The sequence below is a fragment of the Paenibacillus sp. JCM 10914 genome, assembly GCF_001315105.1.
Classification (GTDB): domain Bacteria; phylum Bacillota; class Bacilli; order Paenibacillales; family Paenibacillaceae; genus Paenibacillus_AQ.
In genome coordinates this window covers 82714-99643 of sequence record NZ_BAZR01000019.1, presented here as the reverse complement: position 1 = coordinate 99643, position 16930 = coordinate 82714, and the positions used below count along the sequence as shown (strand labels likewise).

14 protein-coding genes, 2 pseudogenes and 1 riboswitch are annotated in these 16930 nt (G+C 47.1%); of the genes and pseudogenes, 5 read left to right on the top strand and 11 right to left on the bottom strand.

Going from position 1 to position 16930, the window contains the following annotated elements:
* Window positions 1-552: hypothetical protein (locus JCM10914_RS29340; RefSeq protein ID WP_036719070.1), on the top strand; the 552-nt coding region annotated here is incomplete at its 5' end.
* Between the two features lie 8 nt (window positions 553-560).
* Here the strand turns inward: JCM10914_RS29340 and JCM10914_RS19205 are convergent.
* Both JCM10914_RS19205 and JCM10914_RS19200 read right to left on the bottom strand, forming a co-directional pair.
* Complete coding sequence (locus JCM10914_RS19205) at window positions 561-1334, bottom strand: SDR family oxidoreductase (protein WP_023963752.1); 774 nt, start codon at window positions 1332-1334, stop codon at window positions 561-563.
* Window positions 1335-1399: 65 nt separating this feature from the next.
* Window positions 1400-1858 (bottom strand): chemotaxis protein CheX, encoded by a 459-nt coding sequence (locus JCM10914_RS19200; protein WP_023963751.1) that lies wholly within the window; start codon window positions 1856-1858, stop codon window positions 1400-1402.
* A 419-nt stretch (window positions 1859-2277) separates the two neighbouring features.
* On the opposite strand from JCM10914_RS19200, the gene JCM10914_RS19195 reads away from it, so the two are divergent.
* Window positions 2278-3180 (top strand): LysR family transcriptional regulator, encoded by a 903-nt coding sequence (locus JCM10914_RS19195; RefSeq protein ID WP_023963750.1) that lies wholly within the window; start codon window positions 2278-2280, stop codon window positions 3178-3180.
* A 16-nt stretch (window positions 3181-3196) separates the two neighbouring features.
* A complete protein-coding gene (locus tag JCM10914_RS19190) occupies window positions 3197-4009 on the top strand; it encodes a histidinol-phosphatase (RefSeq protein WP_023963749.1) in 813 nt (270 codons plus the stop codon).
* 194 nt (window positions 4010-4203) lie between these two features.
* Here the strand turns inward: JCM10914_RS19190 and JCM10914_RS19185 are convergent, their stop codons facing one another.
* Window positions 4204-5103, bottom strand: a complete 900-nt coding sequence (locus tag JCM10914_RS19185; RefSeq protein ID WP_023963748.1) for a metallophosphoesterase — start codon at window positions 5101-5103, stop codon at window positions 4204-4206.
* A gap of 94 nt (window positions 5104-5197) precedes the next feature.
* Between JCM10914_RS19185 and JCM10914_RS19180 the strand changes: the two genes are divergently transcribed.
* A complete protein-coding gene (locus tag JCM10914_RS19180; protein WP_023963747.1) occupies window positions 5198-6577 on the top strand; it encodes an aldehyde dehydrogenase in 1380 nt (459 codons plus the stop codon).
* Window positions 6578-6973: 396 nt separating this feature from the next.
* Here the strand turns inward: JCM10914_RS19180 and JCM10914_RS19175 are convergent, their stop codons facing one another.
* The 6 genes and pseudogenes from JCM10914_RS19175 to JCM10914_RS19150 form a co-directional block, all read right to left on the bottom strand.
* Window positions 6974-7495, bottom strand: a complete 522-nt coding sequence (locus JCM10914_RS19175) for a hypothetical protein (RefSeq protein ID WP_036719049.1) — start codon at window positions 7493-7495, stop codon at window positions 6974-6976.
* 115 nt (window positions 7496-7610) lie between these two features.
* Window positions 7611-8519, bottom strand: coding sequence for a hypothetical protein (locus tag JCM10914_RS19170; protein WP_023963746.1), 909 nt, complete (start codon window positions 8517-8519; stop codon window positions 7611-7613).
* A 756-nt stretch (window positions 8520-9275) separates the two neighbouring features.
* Window positions 9276-10076, bottom strand: coding sequence for an aminoglycoside N(3)-acetyltransferase (locus JCM10914_RS19165; RefSeq protein ID WP_023963745.1), 801 nt, complete (start codon window positions 10074-10076; stop codon window positions 9276-9278).
* Window positions 10077-10186: 110 nt separating this feature from the next.
* Window positions 10187-10950: pseudogene (sdhB, locus tag JCM10914_RS19160) on the bottom strand (succinate dehydrogenase iron-sulfur subunit).
* A gap of 19 nt (window positions 10951-10969) precedes the next feature.
* A complete protein-coding gene (gene sdhA / locus JCM10914_RS19155) occupies window positions 10970-12712 on the bottom strand; it encodes a succinate dehydrogenase flavoprotein subunit (RefSeq protein WP_023963742.1) in 1743 nt (580 codons plus the stop codon).
* Between the two features lie 17 nt (window positions 12713-12729).
* Window positions 12730-13389, bottom strand: a complete 660-nt coding sequence (locus JCM10914_RS19150) for a succinate dehydrogenase cytochrome b558 subunit (protein ID WP_023963741.1) — start codon at window positions 13387-13389, stop codon at window positions 12730-12732.
* A gap of 276 nt (window positions 13390-13665) precedes the next feature.
* On the opposite strand from JCM10914_RS19150, the gene JCM10914_RS19145 reads away from it, so the two are divergent.
* Window positions 13666-14574 (top strand): LysR family transcriptional regulator, encoded by a 909-nt coding sequence (locus JCM10914_RS19145; RefSeq protein WP_023963740.1) that lies wholly within the window; start codon window positions 13666-13668, stop codon window positions 14572-14574.
* A 36-nt stretch (window positions 14575-14610) separates the two neighbouring features.
* Here JCM10914_RS19145 and JCM10914_RS19140 read toward each other — a convergent pair whose 3' ends face one another.
* Both JCM10914_RS19140 and JCM10914_RS19135 read right to left on the bottom strand, forming a co-directional pair.
* Window positions 14611-15285: a TrkA family potassium uptake protein gene (locus JCM10914_RS19140; protein ID WP_023963739.1), complete on the bottom strand. Its 675-nt coding sequence runs from the start codon at window positions 15283-15285 to the stop codon at window positions 14611-14613.
* A 16-nt stretch (window positions 15286-15301) separates the two neighbouring features.
* Window positions 15302-16641 (bottom strand): annotated as a pseudogene (locus JCM10914_RS19135) (TrkH family potassium uptake protein).
* Between the two features lie 64 nt (window positions 16642-16705).
* Window positions 16706-16852: riboswitch (cyclic di-AMP (ydaO/yuaA leader) on the bottom strand.
* Between the last annotated feature and the right edge of the window lie 78 nt (window positions 16853-16930).

Sequence of the window (16930 nt, the reverse complement as noted above, 5' to 3'; positions counted from 1 at the left end):
GGCCATCATGTGGATTTCTTATTCCGCGATGTTCAGCAGGTGTCGCGGATCATTGATGATTGTTCATCCGGAAAGGTGTCAGCGCATTACCAAACCGGGCATCCGCATGCTTATTTGAATGTCATGTATATGGGTGAGGTCTCCATCGCTGCTATTTTGGCCGACCCCGATCAACGGATTCAGACTCTGAAAACGAAAACAAAGCCTTACCCGAACGCATTGAAGGAAGCGATCATCCGATCCTTCGGCTTCGAAGCCTCTTTCTCCTTCATGTTGGCCGACAAGACGGCAGGAAGTGACGACATTACGTACGTTGCCGGACACTGCTTTCGCACGATCGCTTGCTTGAATCAAGTACTCTTCGCTAAGAATGAGTCATACTGCATCAATGAGAAGCGGGCAGTAGCCATGATCGAGAGCTTTCCCATTCGACCGGCGAATTACAAGGAACGACTCGACCAAGTAATTACACAGCTCTCATCGGATGCAGCAACAACGAAACAAGCCTTGGCGCTTCTTCACGATATCGTGCTGGAGACGGAAGCTTTGTAACAAACGGCTTACTTCTTATTCATCCATTTATGCGACACACGATCCGCGAATCTTGGAAACAGCTGATACAGGCGAATGGCGAATGAAGCCAGCCGCGGAAGATTAAGCTCTTCCCTCCGTTTTCTCACCAGTCTGACGACTTGATCAGCGACATAGTCGGCCTGCATCATGAACCAACTTACGTTCTTCACGTAACCGCCGGATGGATCGGCCAGCGAGAAGAATGGCGTATCGATCGGTCCAGGATTGACGGTGGACACCGTTATTCCTGTATGTCTCAGCTCCTGCCGTAAGGAGTTGCTGAATCCGAGCACGGCATGCTTGGTTGCGCTATAGGACGTAGACTTGGCGGTTCCAATCTTCCCGGCCATGGAGGCGATATTGACGATTTGTCCGTCTCCTCGTTCCAGCATGCCCGGCAGTACAGCTTGGGTGCATCGCACAATGCCCATATAGTTTACGTCCATCATATCTTGGAACTCGTCTTGAGACATATCCATGATGGACTCGAATTTTCCATAACCAGCATTGTTAATCAATACATCGATCCGGCCGTGTTGATCAAGAATCCCCTTGATTACAGATGTTGTCTGCTGGGGGTCCTGAACATCCAATGTCGCTATTTCATGAGGCGAAGAGAGCCGTTCCGCTACCTCTTGCAGACGTTCAAGAGAACGTGCACATAACACAACATAAGCACCTTCGCTTGATAACTTCTCTGCCATAATAGCTCCGATGCCGCTGGATGCTCCTGTAATAACGATAATCTTGTCCTTCAGCATGATTTCATGGCCCCTTTCTTCGCCGGTACGTATTACGTACTGGCGTGGGATTGCTTACTCTTATTTTATGAAATCATGACTTGAATATCCAGTTCGCCGATCCCTTCCATCCGCAGCGGTATGCAGAGCGCCTTCTTCTGAATAAAGCTGGTCGTGCGTTCCGATTTAATAATTCGCGGCGGTGTAATGTCGACAGCCACGCCTTGGCCAGCCAGAATCGTGCTGGCGTTGCCGCTAATCATGTTACCCAGCTCGGATATCGCGCTTTGACCCATCTCGTCCATCTCCGTAATCACATAACCGCCCATCATGACGGATACCATATGTAATGCAACCTGTTCCTGGATTCCGAATATAATGTCACCATTCATCTGTCCCGTCATGCCGATCTGAATCCAGATATGATTCTCAATATATACAATCTCTTTGACCCCAAGATTCCCCGTGGAAGGTGAAACCTGTATGACTTGTTCGATCACGTGTCGTGCGGACTCTAAAAAAGGATTGATGACTTCCGCTTTCATTCCTAAATACTCCCCTTTCACTGGGTTGATGGTCAGGGTCCCAAAGTCCTGTCTATTTATTTAAACATTATAATGGATACCTTGTAATAAATCATCACAAAATAGCGGCAGCCCTTGTAACAATACAGACTGATGCCTGCTTTGCTCTGAACGAGAACGCGGCTGCACGCAATATTCCATTACGATATTCAGGTCTTTGGTCGCACCCGATACATATGTCTACTTTACTATTATCGGAAGCTTTTCGTATCTTTTAATAACAAATATGGCGAAAGTCAAATCTTTTATTCGTCAACGCGGTTATCTGCTTCCATGCTGACTGAATTGCTCCACCCGGCAGAATAGCTATAATTTAGATCAAACAAGAAAGCGATGCGATCCCTAACGCGGAAGAAACCAATCAAGTAAGGAGGAAGGCTATGAACATCAGCCAATTGGAAACGCTTATTACCATCTCCAAAACGATGAGCTTTCGTAAAGCGGGAGAGCTGCTCAATCTGACTCAACCGGCCGTATCTGCCCAGATCAAGAGTCTGGAGGAAGAGTTCAAGACCGTGCTTGTGGACCGAAGCCAGCCGGTGACGCTTACCGACCGGGGGCAAGTGTTCGTCGAGCATGCCGAACAAATCCTCAGTATCGTGGATGAACTGAAGCAGCGTCTAAATGACCTGGATCAAACCCCGCAGGGTCATATTCAACTGGGTACGACCACTTCGATCGCGATTCAGATCCTTCCACGGGTACTTTCCTATTTTCAGGATCAATTCCCGCATATCAAGACCACCATCCAATCCATGGCGTCATCCCAAATCTACCATAGCGTGGAGAATGGACTGATCGACATCGGACTCGGGTATTTAATTGAACGCAATCCGAATCTCAGCACGTCCGTCCTATATTATGATTCCTTCGAACTGGTCGTATCACCTCAGCATCCTTTAGCTAAACTCTCTACAGCAAGTATCGATGTGCTGGGCGGCATTCCGCTCATTCTACTATCCCGCGATACGGTAGGCAGGCGTTTCGCCGATGAAGTGATGAAGAAGCATGGCATTCAGCCCCATGTTGTGATGGAATTGTCCAGCAGTGAGGAAATTAAGCGAATGGTCGAAATCAATCTCGGGGCGGCCATCATTTCCAAGCAATCCATTTCCACCGAATTGCGCAACGGCTCACTTCAGATCGTTCCGCTGCGAGAACTCGAGGTCAGCCATCCCGTCGGCGTGATCTACAAGAGCGGACGATACGTAAGCTCGGCCATGCGCCAATTTCTAAGCGATCTTAAGGGCATGCCGGAAACACAATTTATAAGCAGTGAATAATGAGGAGGAACGATTCATGAAATTTGATTTGCACACGCATCATTTTCGTTGTGGTCATGCAGACGGAAACATTCGTGACTATGTCGAAGCGGCGATTGCGGCTGATTTCCAAGTGATTGGCATCTCCGATCATACCCCTTATTTCGGGAGTGATGAGGAACAACCCTTCCCTTCGATTTCGATGGCCAAGCGCGAATTCGATCACTATGTTCGCGAAGTACTGGACATCAAGAAAGAGTACGAAGGGAAAATCAAGGTACTGCTCGGCATTGAAGCCGACTATTTCCCTCAACATGCTCACGTGTATCAACAAGCGTTGTCCGCACACCCTTTCGATTACATTATTGGCTCCATTCATCATGTCCGTGATGTCAGTATCTTCAATAAAAATCGCTGGAATCACTTAACGACCGACGAGCAAAAAGCTGACAAAGAGGAGTATTTCAACCTCATTCGCCAATCCGCTCGAAGCGGGATGTTCCAGATTATCGCGCACATGGATGCCATGAAGGGCAATTATCCGCCATTCTCCGATATTGTTACGGATGAAGCGATCGATGAGACATTGCGGGTCATCGCCGAGTGCGGCCTGGCCATCGAAGTCAACACTTCCGGCAAAACCAAACTCTCCGGCGGCTGGTATCCTTCCCACGCAATTCTCGAAGTCGCCCATCATCATGGAGTAGACATCACCTTTGGCTCCGATGCTCACAAGCCCTCCCGAGTCGGCGACGAATTCGATGAGGTTGCCAAAGTACTCAAAGATATCGGTTATAACGAATGGGTCTATTTCGAACAAAAGCAGAAGGTAACGGTTCCTCTTCTTTAAGAGGCAGCGTTACCTTCTGCTTTTTGTATATCCGTTTATTCGGGCAAAAAAAAGTGGACCCATCAATGGGTCCAAAACCATATATATATTCTCAAAAGGGGGTCATGTGATAAGTGTACCCTGCCGCTGTTAGAGTTTGATAACAGGTATATTTCATTTGTGTAACAAAATTGGACTTCCATACTTTACGTTGATTAATGGATGGATGAATGCAGCGTGATAATGGTAAGCTCCGGCTGACAGAGAAACCTCATCGGCAATTGCGTCGTACCGATTCCTCGGTTAACGTATACCTGCGTCCCTTCAGAGAGCGTGTACAGTCCTTGTACGTATCGTTTCGCTCCTGGAGGCGTTATGACCTCCCCAATCCAAGGGAGCCGAATCTGCCCCCCGTGGCTGTGCCCTGACAGCTGGAGTTGTACCGAGTAGACGGCCGCCGTATCCGCAAAATCGGGTTCATGCATAAGCAGCAGCTTGAACGTCTCCGAAGACACCCCTTGCAGAGCAGCTTCAAGGTCAGGCTGGCCCCAGATGCCATCATCCAAACCTGCAATGGCGATGACTGCCCCTTCCCGCTTGAGCTTGACGTGCGTGTTGCGGAGCACTTGAAATCCGGCTTCCTCCTCCAGGGAGATCAATCGGTTCACATGGCCATAATCATGATTGCCCAAGATCGAGAATACGCCAAGCTGTGCCCGAAGCATGGATAACGGCTGAACGGCGGCTAGCATCTCTTCTGCTTCGCCATCCACCATATCGCCCGTGAAGCAGACGATGTCGACTTGTTCATCATGAATGGCTTCCACAAGGCGCGTGACATCCTTTACGCTGGTCTGGAACCCCAGATGCAAATCACTGAAATGTGCGATCTTAAGCCCATGAAACGGCCGCGGAAGCGACGAGTAGGCGAGCGTTAACCTCGTGATGTCCAACTGTTTGGGTTCCCATAATGATGCATATGTTGCCCCAATCAGCCCAGTACCTGCAATCGCTGACGCGCCCAGTTTCAGGAACTGGCGGCGGGACATGGCTTTGCCTTTTCCTGAAGCCCCGGTCGGGCTTGTGTTCTCAACATCAGAGGCAGCATTTTTCATATATCCGCATCCTCCTATATAATAATGACAACATACATAATTCAATCATAGGGGTATACATATCTAATGGAGTTGAAATGAAAGGAGTTTATCTATGAATGTTAACGACTCGATTGCGGCTATAGTTTCGGAACAGGAGCGTTTTTTTCACAAGGGCATTACGCGTGAAGTCGGATTTCGACTACAACAGCTGCGTAAGTTAAGACAGGTCATCATTGCGCGCGAGAGTGACATCATTCGCGCTCTGCGCAAGGACTTGAACAAGGGTGAGCAAGAAGCGTATACGACCGAGATTGGCATCGTGTATAAGGAACTTTCTTTCATCATAAAGAATTTGAAAGGCTGGGCCAAGCCGCGTCGTGTAAAAACCGCGCTTACCCATGTCGGTAGTCGCGGCATGATCTATCCCGAGCCGTATGGCAAGGCTTTAATTATCGCCCCTTGGAACTATCCTTGGCAGTTAGCGATCTCTCCGCTGATCGGAGCCTTAGCCGCCGGCAATACAGCGATTGTGAAACCGTCTGAACTAACGCCTGCCGTTTCGGGACTCATTACCTCCATTATCCAAGAAACCTTCCCACCGGAGTACGTGGCGTCTGTAGAGGGTGGGCCTGATGTGAGTACGAGCCTGCTGGAGCAGCCGATGGATTATATTTTCTTCACAGGCAGCACCCATGTCGGTCGCATTGTCATGGAGGCGGCAGCCAAGCGACTAACTCCCGTTACGCTCGAGCTTGGGGGCAAGAGTCCGTGCATTGTTCATGAGGATGCTCCGCTAGAGCTCGCCGCCCAGCGCGTGGCTTTCGGTAAATTCACGAATGCCGGACAGACATGTGTCGCTCCGGATTACCTTCTCGTGCACAGCCGAGTGAAAGAGAAGTTTATCTCCCATCTGAAAGGTTCAATTACATCGTTTTATGGTCAAGATCCACTAACCAACATAGACTATGGCCGTATCGTTTCCAAGAAGCATTATGACCGGTTGTCTAGCTTTCTAGATAACGGGAATCAACGGCATGGAGGAAGAACAGACAAGGATCAATTACGGATTGAGCCTACCATACTCGATGATATTACGTGGGATATGCCTGTGATGGAGGAAGAAATATTCGGCCCGTTATGCCCAATTCTGACCTATGATGATCTGAATGATGCCATTCGAGCAATTAATGACCGCCCTAAACCACTGGCATTATATTTATTCACCGACAATGAAGATGTTCAGGACCATGTCCTGTCCTCCATTTCATTTGGCGGCGGATGTGTAAATGATACCTTAATGCATCTGGCAACGCCTTATCTTCCGTTTGGAGGTGTTGGTGAGAGTGGTATGGGAGCCTATCATGGGGAATACAGCTTCCACACGTTCTCGCACAGTAAAAGCGTGCTGAAGCAGACGAATCGCTTTGATTTCAAATTCCGTTATCCATCCAAGAATGGCCTTGCTATTCTAAAGAAATTGTTGAAGCCCTGACCATAATGGGGGTATCCCCAAAGTTCTAGCGGGAAAAGCCCCCCTTCTTCTGTTAGGAGACGCTCCGCGTACGAATCGTTCCGAAAAAAATCCTTAAAGATATGTGTTTAACATCGTTCGATTCTTTCATAATCCCACTCGAGTATTTTCATAGTCCTTCTAATACACAGATAAAAGGAAACACAAAAAGACACACGTTTACGTGTCCCATGTGTTCCTTTGATCACCAATCTTCAGCTTTGCTCTGTGTTCAACCTACACTCTCTCTTTTCTTAAACATGAGAGTTAGCACAGAATGTGATTCGATGTTACATATTAGTGTAGGGTATATAATGCTTTTATGGATGCTAATATGGGAAGCGTTCGAACAATCATGGATACATGAGACCAATAATATTATAGTACTTCTTCAAGTATCACTTTACCATTCTTATCTTTTGCTAGGATAGAGATACGACTTGATGAATCATCTGCGAAGTAGTACCACAAATCAAAATCCTTTGCTCTTATTATATCGCAATCAGAGCCGTTTACTTCGATTTTTGTTATCTCAGGATTGGTTATTGTTCCGTATATAATAAATTCGTTGATTTCTTTAGATTCTCCTGTGCCATATGTAAACCCAGTATTCGAATAAATAGGGATGCCCCCTAATATATGAGTAATCATCTTCCTATCTTCTTCTATTATCCCCATCCCAAGGCCATCTAGATTGTCATATATACGATTTTTATAAAAAGAGTAAATTTTATCATTCCTTATATCAAAATGAACTAATTCTTTAAAGGTATTATCTTTTTTTAGAATCTGTTCCTCAATTTTGGCTTCGATTGTCTTACTTTCGTTAATTACGAATTGAGCAATGATACCAAGCATTAATAATAGTCCCAACAATGCAATATATCTTTTTAGCTTCAATAGAATCACCTTTTTCTTTTCGTATATTTATTTATCAACTCCCTGCATTATATTGTAGTTTAATTAACAGGAATGAAAAACCCCCCTCATAAAAAATATGGGGGGGGACTATTACCTAGTGCGTATAAATCCATTGACCCGCATCGGTCCATTGTTTGCCTTCATTAGTCCATCCGAATGATGCAGAGTATGGACCAATTCCGATGCTATTCACAGAAGTTTGATCCCAAGTATGTGCATAGGTACCGTAATGCTGAGTCTTTGCACCACTACCTGGCGGTGTAACAAATTCAAAATAGAAGTTAAAGTTGCCGTAGTGTGAGTTGTAGTTTCTAACTGATCCAGCAAATATTCTATCTTGCCATCGCCATGCCCTTCCATAGTTACTGTAATTTTGGTAAAATTGTACATCGTTTTGTATTTTACCTTCCCAGTAATCATATACATAGGCACTTGTTGAATGGGTAAGAGCTTGCCTGTTTAGGCCGATTGAAAATCCTTCATAACCCCCTACATTCCCATAGCCTGAACGCTGATTTAGATATTCACGATCTACCCACTCATAATCAACTGTCGCTATCCAACTGTCTGTCCAGATAGAGTCATAGTAAAGCGAACCAGAGAAAGAAACTTGACCGTCTGCTGCGGGCAGCAATATTCCATGTTCTTCTGTATTATCTACCTTTACGAGGCCTGTCAGACTCTCGAGATTTGCTTCCGTATACGCAACGTCTTTTTTCAAATTTTCTAGTTCGCTTGTTATACTGGAAATATCATTTTGAGTCATAATAATACCATCAGTGCCATTTAATTGGTTGTTTAATGCCTTTATTCTAATTTTTTTGCTGTGAAGTTCATTCATAAAATCACTGAGTTCATCACCTCTTTGTTTTTTTGCGTCTGCGATCTGTTGTTCAGACAGCGCATTACTAGAAGCAGAAGCTTCGACAGAAGGTACAAACAAACCCAAAGTAATTATTGTGGAAAAGAATAGCATCAGAAGTTTGTTATTCTTCAGAACCATTAAAATACCTCCATTTCTATTATTTGGATTATATCTGACTTGAATTCTAACATAGGTAGTATTTCTTCCAAGTGACCAGGGTCATATATTTTTGTGGGACAATGAATCTAATTCGACAAAAAAAGATAAGTATAGTCAAAAAAAGCACTCTCAATTGCTACTTTTTTCATATAAACCCTCTATTTTTCGAGCTTTATATGTAGCAATCATCTCCGTCATTTTTACAGACTGGTCACCAAATAACCTAGTATGAGTTTGCAATGTGGCATAACATAATGCTGTAAAGTAATGAGATAAATAGACCGTGGTCTAGTTTCATTCCAGTGGAATATCTAACATCAGAATAGCAGGCATGTATTCTTAATATATTTGTGTGACAATGAGGTTCCAGCAAATTTTACAACGATATATATTAAAACTCCTTAGCTAGACCACGGGCAATACGACGAAGTCGAATGTAGTGGCTCCGCGAACAGAAATAACAGAAAGCGATCATGAAATATGGAAACGACACTACCGGAGTGAATGCCGTAAAGGTTGTTCACGGGCTAAGTAAAAAGAGCCTAGAGGACGAATGGCTTTCGCTCCCCATAATCTGCTCAAAAAGGCGGCAATGGACCGCAAAACAAGCAATGACGGGGCAAGGATCACATCCTGAGCACCGCCATTGTTTGTTTTGATTAATTTCAGGAACCCTCAAGTGAATAAACTTTCTTATGGGTCAACTCCCATCTACTTATAATCGAATCTTATTATCTAACGATTACTCTTTAGCCATTGTACCGCATAATCGACCATCAATCGCTGATCGGCCAACACGCAATCGGCTTGCTCTACCTTGCCTCGCTTGTAAGCCTCTGGACAGTCCGCCTCGAACGCTGCGCCCAACGCCTCAAAGTCATCGGAATGATAATTTATATCTTCGAACGACTCCCACAAGGTCCTGCCTGCTGCCCTGCGTACCGGCGCCTGCGGCGTTGTCTTCTCTTTGCCCTTCCATTCTGCCTGATACTCTGCCAGATGAAACGATGTATTCGTGTCATGTCCTGTTCCCAGCAATAGTACGTAGGCCCCTGCATCATACAACCTTCCTAGAGGTGAGCCATGGCTAAGGCTATGGGAGAGCGGGTGGCTCATCATATATTCCTTGGCTCTTCTTCCTCGCGCAGCAAAGGACACCTGCGGATGATGACTGCGGATGACTCCCTCCTGCTTGCGGTACACTTCGGGGATTATGCCCATTCCCGAAGTAACTGAACGGTAAGGATGGTACGGTGGCGTCTCGTCTCGGATCAGATCCCACCATTTCGGATCTGCTGGCGGGTTTCTCCACGTCTTCGGATCGGTTAAATTGCCCGATTGCGTTGGCATAACGATCGTGCCTTCCTCCCCTACAGCCTCCTCAAGCGCCATAATGATAGCCTCCGCCCCGCCAACAACCCAGCCTCCCAGGCTCTTTAAAGAAGAATGTACAAGCAGCGTCATCCCCTTCTGAATGCCTAACATCTGAAGCTGTTCTGTCATATCGCTCATCGTAATCGGTCTCTCGGTTATCATGTCAGTCACTCCCTGAATTTTTAATGCTGTTCATATTTTACCCTATGAAAAAAGCGTCTGCACACGCAGAGCTACCCTGCGGTTCAGACGCTTTTCATCAATATTGCGGATTAAACACCCAACCAGCGCTTGAACAGATGCTTGGTCGTGTCTTTGTTCATTTCTGCGATCGATGTTGTCAATGGAATTCCTTTCGGACAGGAACGAACACAGTTTTGCGAGTTACCGCAGCCTTCAATACCGCCATCTTGCATCAACGCTTCGAGACGGTCTTCCTTGTTCATCTCACCCGTTGGATGAGCATTGAACAGACGCACTTGGGAGATGGCCGCAGGACCGATAAAGTCCGTCTTCTCATTGACGTTCGGGCATGCTTCAAGGCACACTCCGCATGTCATGCATTTGGACAGCTCGTAAGCCCACTGACGCTTCTTCTCAGCCATCTTGGTCCAGGACCCAGGTCATAGGTTCCATCGATCGGAATCCACGCCTTCACGCGCTTCAGAGCCGAGAACATACGACTGCGGTCAATAACCAAATCTCGCACAACCGGGAACGTCTTCATCGGCTGAATACGGATCGGTTGCTCCAGCTTATCGATGAGCGCAGCACACGCCTGGCGAGGTTTGCCGTTGATCACCATCGAGCAGGCTCCGCAGACTTCTTCCAGACAGTTGGAATCCCAACATACCGGTGCTGTAGTCTTTCCATCAGCGTTCGTCGGGTTACGCTGAATTTCCATTAATGCACTAATAACGTTCATACCAGGGCGGTAAGGGAGTTCGAATTCCTCATCATAGGATTTCGTCTCCGGATTGTCCTGGCGTGTAATGATAAATTTAACACTCTTTGAAGCGGTTGCCGTTTGAGACATATTAATTCCCCCTTCCTTCTTACTTGTCTTTCGAATAGTCGCGAATACGCGGCGGGATTAAGGAAACATCCACTTCATCATAAGAAATCTGTGGTCCGTCCGGTGTCCACGCTGCTTTAGTCGTCTTCAGGAATTTCTCATCATTACGTTCCGGGAAGTCCGGCTTGTAATGTGCTCCACGGCTCTCGTCGCGCAGGAGCGCTCCGAGTGTCATGGCTTCGGAGAGCTCCAGCATGTTCCACAATTGACGGGTAAATGCTACTCCCTGGTTGTTCCAGCGGGAAGTATCCGTCATATTGATATTGCGGTAACGCTGTTTCAATTCCTTAATCTTAGCGATAGTTGCTTCCAGTTTATCGTTATAACGAACGACGGTCATATTGTTCGTCATCCACTCGCCAAGCTCTTTATGGATAACGTAAGCATTCTCCGTACCTTCCATCTTGAGCAGGCCTTCATACTTGTCGGTTTGCTCTTTGGCTGCACGATCAAATACCGTTGAAGAAATATCCTCTGAGGACTTCTTCAAGCCCTTCACATACTCGATTGCTTTCGGTCCCGCAACCATACCGCCATAAATGGCCGATACGAGGGAGTTCGCTCCCAGACGGTTGGCACCGTGATATTGATACTCACATTCGCCGGCTGCGAACAGTCCTGGAATGTTCGTCATTTGATTGTAGTCTACCCACATTCCACCCATCGAATAGTGCACGGCAGGGAAGATTTTCATTGGGATCTTACGCGGATCATCGCCCATGAACTTCTCATAGATCTCGATAATACCACCGAGCTTAACGTCCAGCTCCTTCGGATCTTTATGCGAGAGGTCAAGGTACACCATGTTCTCGCCGTTAATGCCCAGGCCCATATCTACGCAGACGGAGAAGATTTCACGCGTCGCAATATCACGCGGCACAAGGTTTCCGTACGCTGGATATTTCTCTTCGAGGAAGTACCATGGCTTACCGTCTTTATATGTCCAGATTCGTCCGCCTTCACCGCGAGCTGACTCCGACATCAAGCGGAGCTTGTCATCGCCTGGAATAGCCGTTGGGTGAATCTGAATGAATTCGCCGTTAGCGTAATGAACGCCTTGCTGGTACACTGCACTTGCTGCGGTACCGGTGTTAATGACCGAGTTCGTTGTTTTACCGAAAATAATACCAGGACCACCACTTGCCAAGATGACCGCTTCTGCCTTGAACGACTTGATCTCCATCGTCCGTAGGTCTTGAGCAGAAATACCGCGGCATACGCCTTCATCATCAATAATAGCGTTGAGGAATTCCCAGTTCTCGTATTTCGTTACGAGACCCGCAGTCTCCCAGCGACGAACCTGCTCGTCAAGCGCATACAGCAGTTGTTGACCTGTTGTTGCACCTGCAAAAGCCGTACGGTGGCGCTTCGTACCACCGAAGCGACGGAAATCCAAGAGACCTTCCGGCGTGCGGTTAAACATTACGCCCATGCGGTCCATCAAATGGATGATGCCGGGTGCAGCTTCGCACATCGCTTTAACCGGAGGTTGGTTCGCGAGGAAGTCGCCCCCGTATACAGTATCGTCAAAGTGCTCCCAAGGAGAGTCACCCTCACCTTTGGTATTTACAGCTCCATTGATTCCGCCTTGCGCACACACGGAGTGAGAGCGTTTAACGGGTACAAGTGAGAACAGATGAACGTGAGCTCCCGCTTCGGCCGCTTTGATGGTTGCCATCAATCCGGCAAGGCCGCCACCCACTACAATTATATTAGATGCCATTGATCGTTCACTCCCCTTTAACTTAAGACTGTCTTAACTACATCGATCGCTGTTGCGAACTCAGAACTGCGGAACGCAGTCATGGCCAGAACGAACAGCACGCTCATCAGCACGAACAAGCCCATACAGATGTAACTCGATACTTTCTGCGCGCGAGGGCCGACGGTGATGCCCCAGCTAACGAGGAACGCCCACAGGCCGTTAGCAAAGTGGAAGGCTGCAGAAACAACACCGATTACATACAGAATAAAGAGCACGGGATTGTTCATGATGCTGTGCATCGTAGCGCCCAAATCGTCATGGGTGATATTGCCGATGATAATCTGGAAACGCGTATCGTACATATGCCAGATAACGAATACAAACGTAATGACCCCGGTTATACGTTGAATGGTAAAACGAATATTGCGCTCATAGTTATAATTACCTACGTTGTTGTTCGCTTGATAAGCAATGTACAAACCATAAACACCATGATAAAGCAATGGCAGCCAGATCAGGAACAACTCGAGGAAAAATACGAGCGGCATGCTGTTCAGAAAATGTACAGCTCCCTCAAAGCCTTTCTTTCCACCCTCGAAAGCCTTAAAGTTGGAGATCATATGGCTGATTAGAAAAGCTCCCAGCGGTATGACACCAAGTAAGGAATGTAGCTTTCTGGAATAATACCCTTTCATTAGTTGACGTTCCCCTTTCCAATGTGCAGCGTTTTCAATTTTCAATCTTTCCTATTTTCAGAACAATTACACATCACATGTCCCAAAACGATGATACGACAAAAAGCTGCCGGTTTCCACAATACTGTGAACAACTTGTGTCATGTTTCATGTTACTCCTTTTTTTCTTATAATGGAATTGCAATATAATTATTAATCGTTATAAGCTATACGCATAAGTAAATATCAAAGAACACGTTTATATATATAGTTACCTATATAATAGGAGGAAATATCATGTTTGAAGAATTGGACATGTTTGCGGTTGTCGTTGAACAATCGAGCATTAATCAAGCTTCGAAGCTATTAAATTTATCACAACCGGCCCTATCTCGTAAAATCGCCAAGCTTGAGGTAGAGCTCGGCTTGCAATTATTTAATCGGCGCGGCAAACGCCTGGAATTAACCTCAATCGGCCAGATCGTATACACCTACGCCCTCGAACAACGTCAACAGCAATTGAAGCTGATGCAGACGCTCGCCCATTATCGGGAAGGCGACCAAATATCGATTAATCTCGGTGCCAGCTTAACGACACTGCAGACAACGCTGCCGCCCCTCGTAAACGCTTTTATGGAGCGTCACCCGGCGGCCGAGATCAAGCTTATTACCGGCAAGACACATGAAATTGTATCGTATGTACGAGACAAACGGGTAGATGTCGGCATCGTCGCCTCATCCATCAATCAACCGGGACTCAACTGCATCCCTTTGTTTGATGATCATCTGGAGCTTGTTATTCCCTCCAGCCATCCGCTTGCAGAGCTCGAGGCGGTCGGGATTGAACAGCTTCAGGGCTTGCCGATGATCATCTTCTCAACCGGTACCTGGTACCGCAAGTTGACCGATGGTCTCTTTCATCGCTGGGGCATCATGCCCGATATTCGGATGGAAATCGACTCCTTCGAGGCAATCGTCCGGCTCATCCCAACGTGTAAGGCAGCCGCCCTGCTGCCTAAATCGTATCTTCGGCCACAGCTGCTCTCCGATAATGGGCTGCTGGACATTCATATACCGGCACTGATCGAAACTCGTCGCACGACCTCGCTCATCTATGGCCAGGCTTCTGAGCTAAGCAAAGCTGCCAGCCGCTGGATCGAGGAGACCGAAGTGTTGTTCCGCAGACAAGCCGAAGACAAAGCCTAAAGCCCTGCATCTGTCGGACTCTACATGTATCATCGTTTATCGTTCGTTCATGTTCACCACTTCGGATTCAAACCGTTCCACATTCTCATTCGTCCCGATAACCACCATAACATCTCCGGCATTCACCGCGTCCATTGCCGTTGGTGCGACAATAATGCCGGACTGCTTATTAAGAGCAACCACGGATACACCGTAATGCACCCTCGTGTTCAATTCGCTAAGCGTCTTCCCGTCCATGCACGCTGTAACCGCCATCTCAACAATGATATAATCCTTAGACAACTCGATATAGTCGAGCAGGTTCGGGGTTACTAACTGGTGCGCGACACGGATTCCCATATCCCGCTCCGGGAAAATCACCCGGTCAACGCCAAGCTTCTCTAGCGCTCTGCCATGAAGTACGGAGATCGCTTTGGCCACGACGGTAGCTACGCCGAGCTCTTTTAACAATATCGCGGATAGGATGCTCATCTGGATGTCATTACCGATGGCCACGATGCCGCAATCGAAATTACGAATGCCCAGCGACTTGAGTACCTCTTCATCCGTTGCGTCGGCCACAACCGTATGTGTCAGTTGATCGCTCAAATCATCTACGATCTCTTCGTTACGGTCAATGCCAAGCACCTCATATCCCAACTCCATTAATTCAAGCGCCAGAGCCGAGCCGAATCGCCCTAAACCGATAATTACAAATTGTTTTGGTTTCATGTCTCTTCTGTACCCCTTATCCAATCATCAGTTTGCCTTCTGGGTGACGATATAATTCTTTACCCTTTTTTGGTCCAAGTGCATACGCGAGCGTGAGCGGGCCGAGGCGCCCGATGAACATCGTCAGACTAAGCAAAATTTTTCCGAACGCCGTCAGTTCAGGGGTCAGTCCCATCGATAACCCGGCCGTAGCAAAAGCTGAGGTCGCCTCAAACAAAATCTCCAGAAAACTCCCCTCTTCCGTAGTCGAGAGAATCATCGCTACCGTCAAGACGAGCAGCACGGCCAATACAGTGATGGTCAGTGCCTTCAGGACGCGTTCTTGGGCGAAACGATAGCGGAACATGACAATATCCTCCCGCCCGCGGATCATCGCAATCACGGCTCCAACCATAATCGTGAAGGTTGTCGTCTTAATCCCGCCACCGGTAGAGCCGGGGGACGCACCGATAAACATAAGAATAATGATGAAAAATTGCGTAGCCTGTCTCAGACCGGTAATATTTATAGTATTAGCACCCGCCGTACGCGGTGTGACGGATTGGAACATGGCCCCAAGCAGCTTCCCGCCCCAGTTCAGAGAACCGAGTGTTCGTGGATTCGTGAATTCAAAAATAAAGATGACGATAAACCCGACCAGCAGCAACGTAGCTGTCATCGACAACACCACTTTGGAGTGCAGAGAGAGTTTCTGCTTCTGCTTGAGATCAATCAAATCGGATAGTACAACAAATCCGATACCGCCGGATACGATCAGGAACATCATGATCATGTTAATAAGCGGATCATATACATAGCCGGTCAAACTGCGAAAGCCGCCGAACAGATCAAAGCCTGCATTGTTAAACATCGATATCGCATGGAACACACCATAATAAACGGCTCTGCCAAGTGGCATATCAAAAGCCCAGCGTATACTTAACAAAGCTGCGCAAGTTGCTTCGATGATAAGCGTATAGATCATGACCCTGCGAATCAAGCGTACGATTCCTTCCATTGAGCTTTGATTCATGCTTCTTGCAGAATCAGCCGATCCTTTAACAGAATACGACGCTTGAACACGAGGGCGAACAATGTCGCCATCGTCATGAAGCCCAATCCACTGATTTGAATGAGCAGCATGATCACAACTTGCCCAAAGATGCTGAACGTTGTGCCCGTATCCACCACAACAAGACCGGTAAGGCATACGGCCGAGGTGGCGGTAAAAAAGCTGTCCACCCACGCTAAGGGTTCCCCGTTAGCGCTGGATATAGGCATCTTCAATAATAGTGTCCCTATTAAAATAATGGCCGCGAAGCCCAGAACGAGTATTTGCGGCGGGGACAATTTGAACCAGCTGAACTTGGTGTTCACTCCGTCACCTTCTTAAAAAAGTCATAGAAAAAAGACACTGGAAAACGCAGTGTCCCTCACGGTTCTGGTTCCTGTGCACAGCCTACGAGGTTAGCTGACGGATTCGGGCCTTGTCACAGGTCGCCCTATCCACGATCCTTACAGAATCATGAAATTCACCCCAATTACATGGTTCCCCCATTTTCAAATCGAAATTCGGCTGGAATATTCGGTTCCTGATGAAGCATGATGTGATTATACAGCATTCGCTGGCGTTACCCAATGCCGTTTTTCATCCAAAAAGTCTTTA

Bases quoted from the DNA above. Each gene is read 5' to 3' on its own strand.
- JCM10914_RS19205 (WP_023963752.1), bottom strand. From the start codon at position 1,334: ATGCTGAAGGACAAGATTATCGTTATTACAGGAGCATCCAGCGGCATC.
- JCM10914_RS19165 (WP_023963745.1), bottom strand. From the start codon at position 10,076: ATGATAACCGAGAGACCGATTACGATGAGCGATATGACAGAACAGCTT.
- JCM10914_RS19190 (WP_023963749.1), top strand. From the start codon at position 3,197: ATGAAATTTGATTTGCACACGCATCATTTTCGTTGTGGTCATGCAGAC.
- sdhA (WP_023963742.1), bottom strand. From the start codon at position 12,712: ATGGCATCTAATATAATTGTAGTGGGTGGCGGCCTTGCCGGATTGATG.
- JCM10914_RS19195 (WP_023963750.1), top strand. From the start codon at position 2,278: ATGAACATCAGCCAATTGGAAACGCTTATTACCATCTCCAAAACGATG.
- JCM10914_RS19170 (WP_023963746.1), bottom strand. From the start codon at position 8,519: ATGGTTCTGAAGAATAACAAACTTCTGATGCTATTCTTTTCCACAATA.
- JCM10914_RS19140 (WP_023963739.1), bottom strand. From the start codon at position 15,285: ATGAAACCAAAACAATTTGTAATTATCGGTTTAGGGCGATTCGGCTCG.
- JCM10914_RS19200 (WP_023963751.1), bottom strand. From the start codon at position 1,858: ATGAAAGCGGAAGTCATCAATCCTTTTTTAGAGTCCGCACGACACGTG.
- JCM10914_RS19180 (WP_023963747.1), top strand. From the start codon at position 5,198: ATGAATGTTAACGACTCGATTGCGGCTATAGTTTCGGAACAGGAGCGT.
- JCM10914_RS19145 (WP_023963740.1), top strand. From the start codon at position 13,666: ATGTTTGAAGAATTGGACATGTTTGCGGTTGTCGTTGAACAATCGAGC.
- JCM10914_RS19150 (WP_023963741.1), bottom strand. From the start codon at position 13,389: ATGAAAGGGTATTATTCCAGAAAGCTACATTCCTTACTTGGTGTCATA.
- JCM10914_RS19185 (WP_023963748.1), bottom strand. From the start codon at position 5,103: ATGAAAAATGCTGCCTCTGATGTTGAGAACACAAGCCCGACCGGGGCT.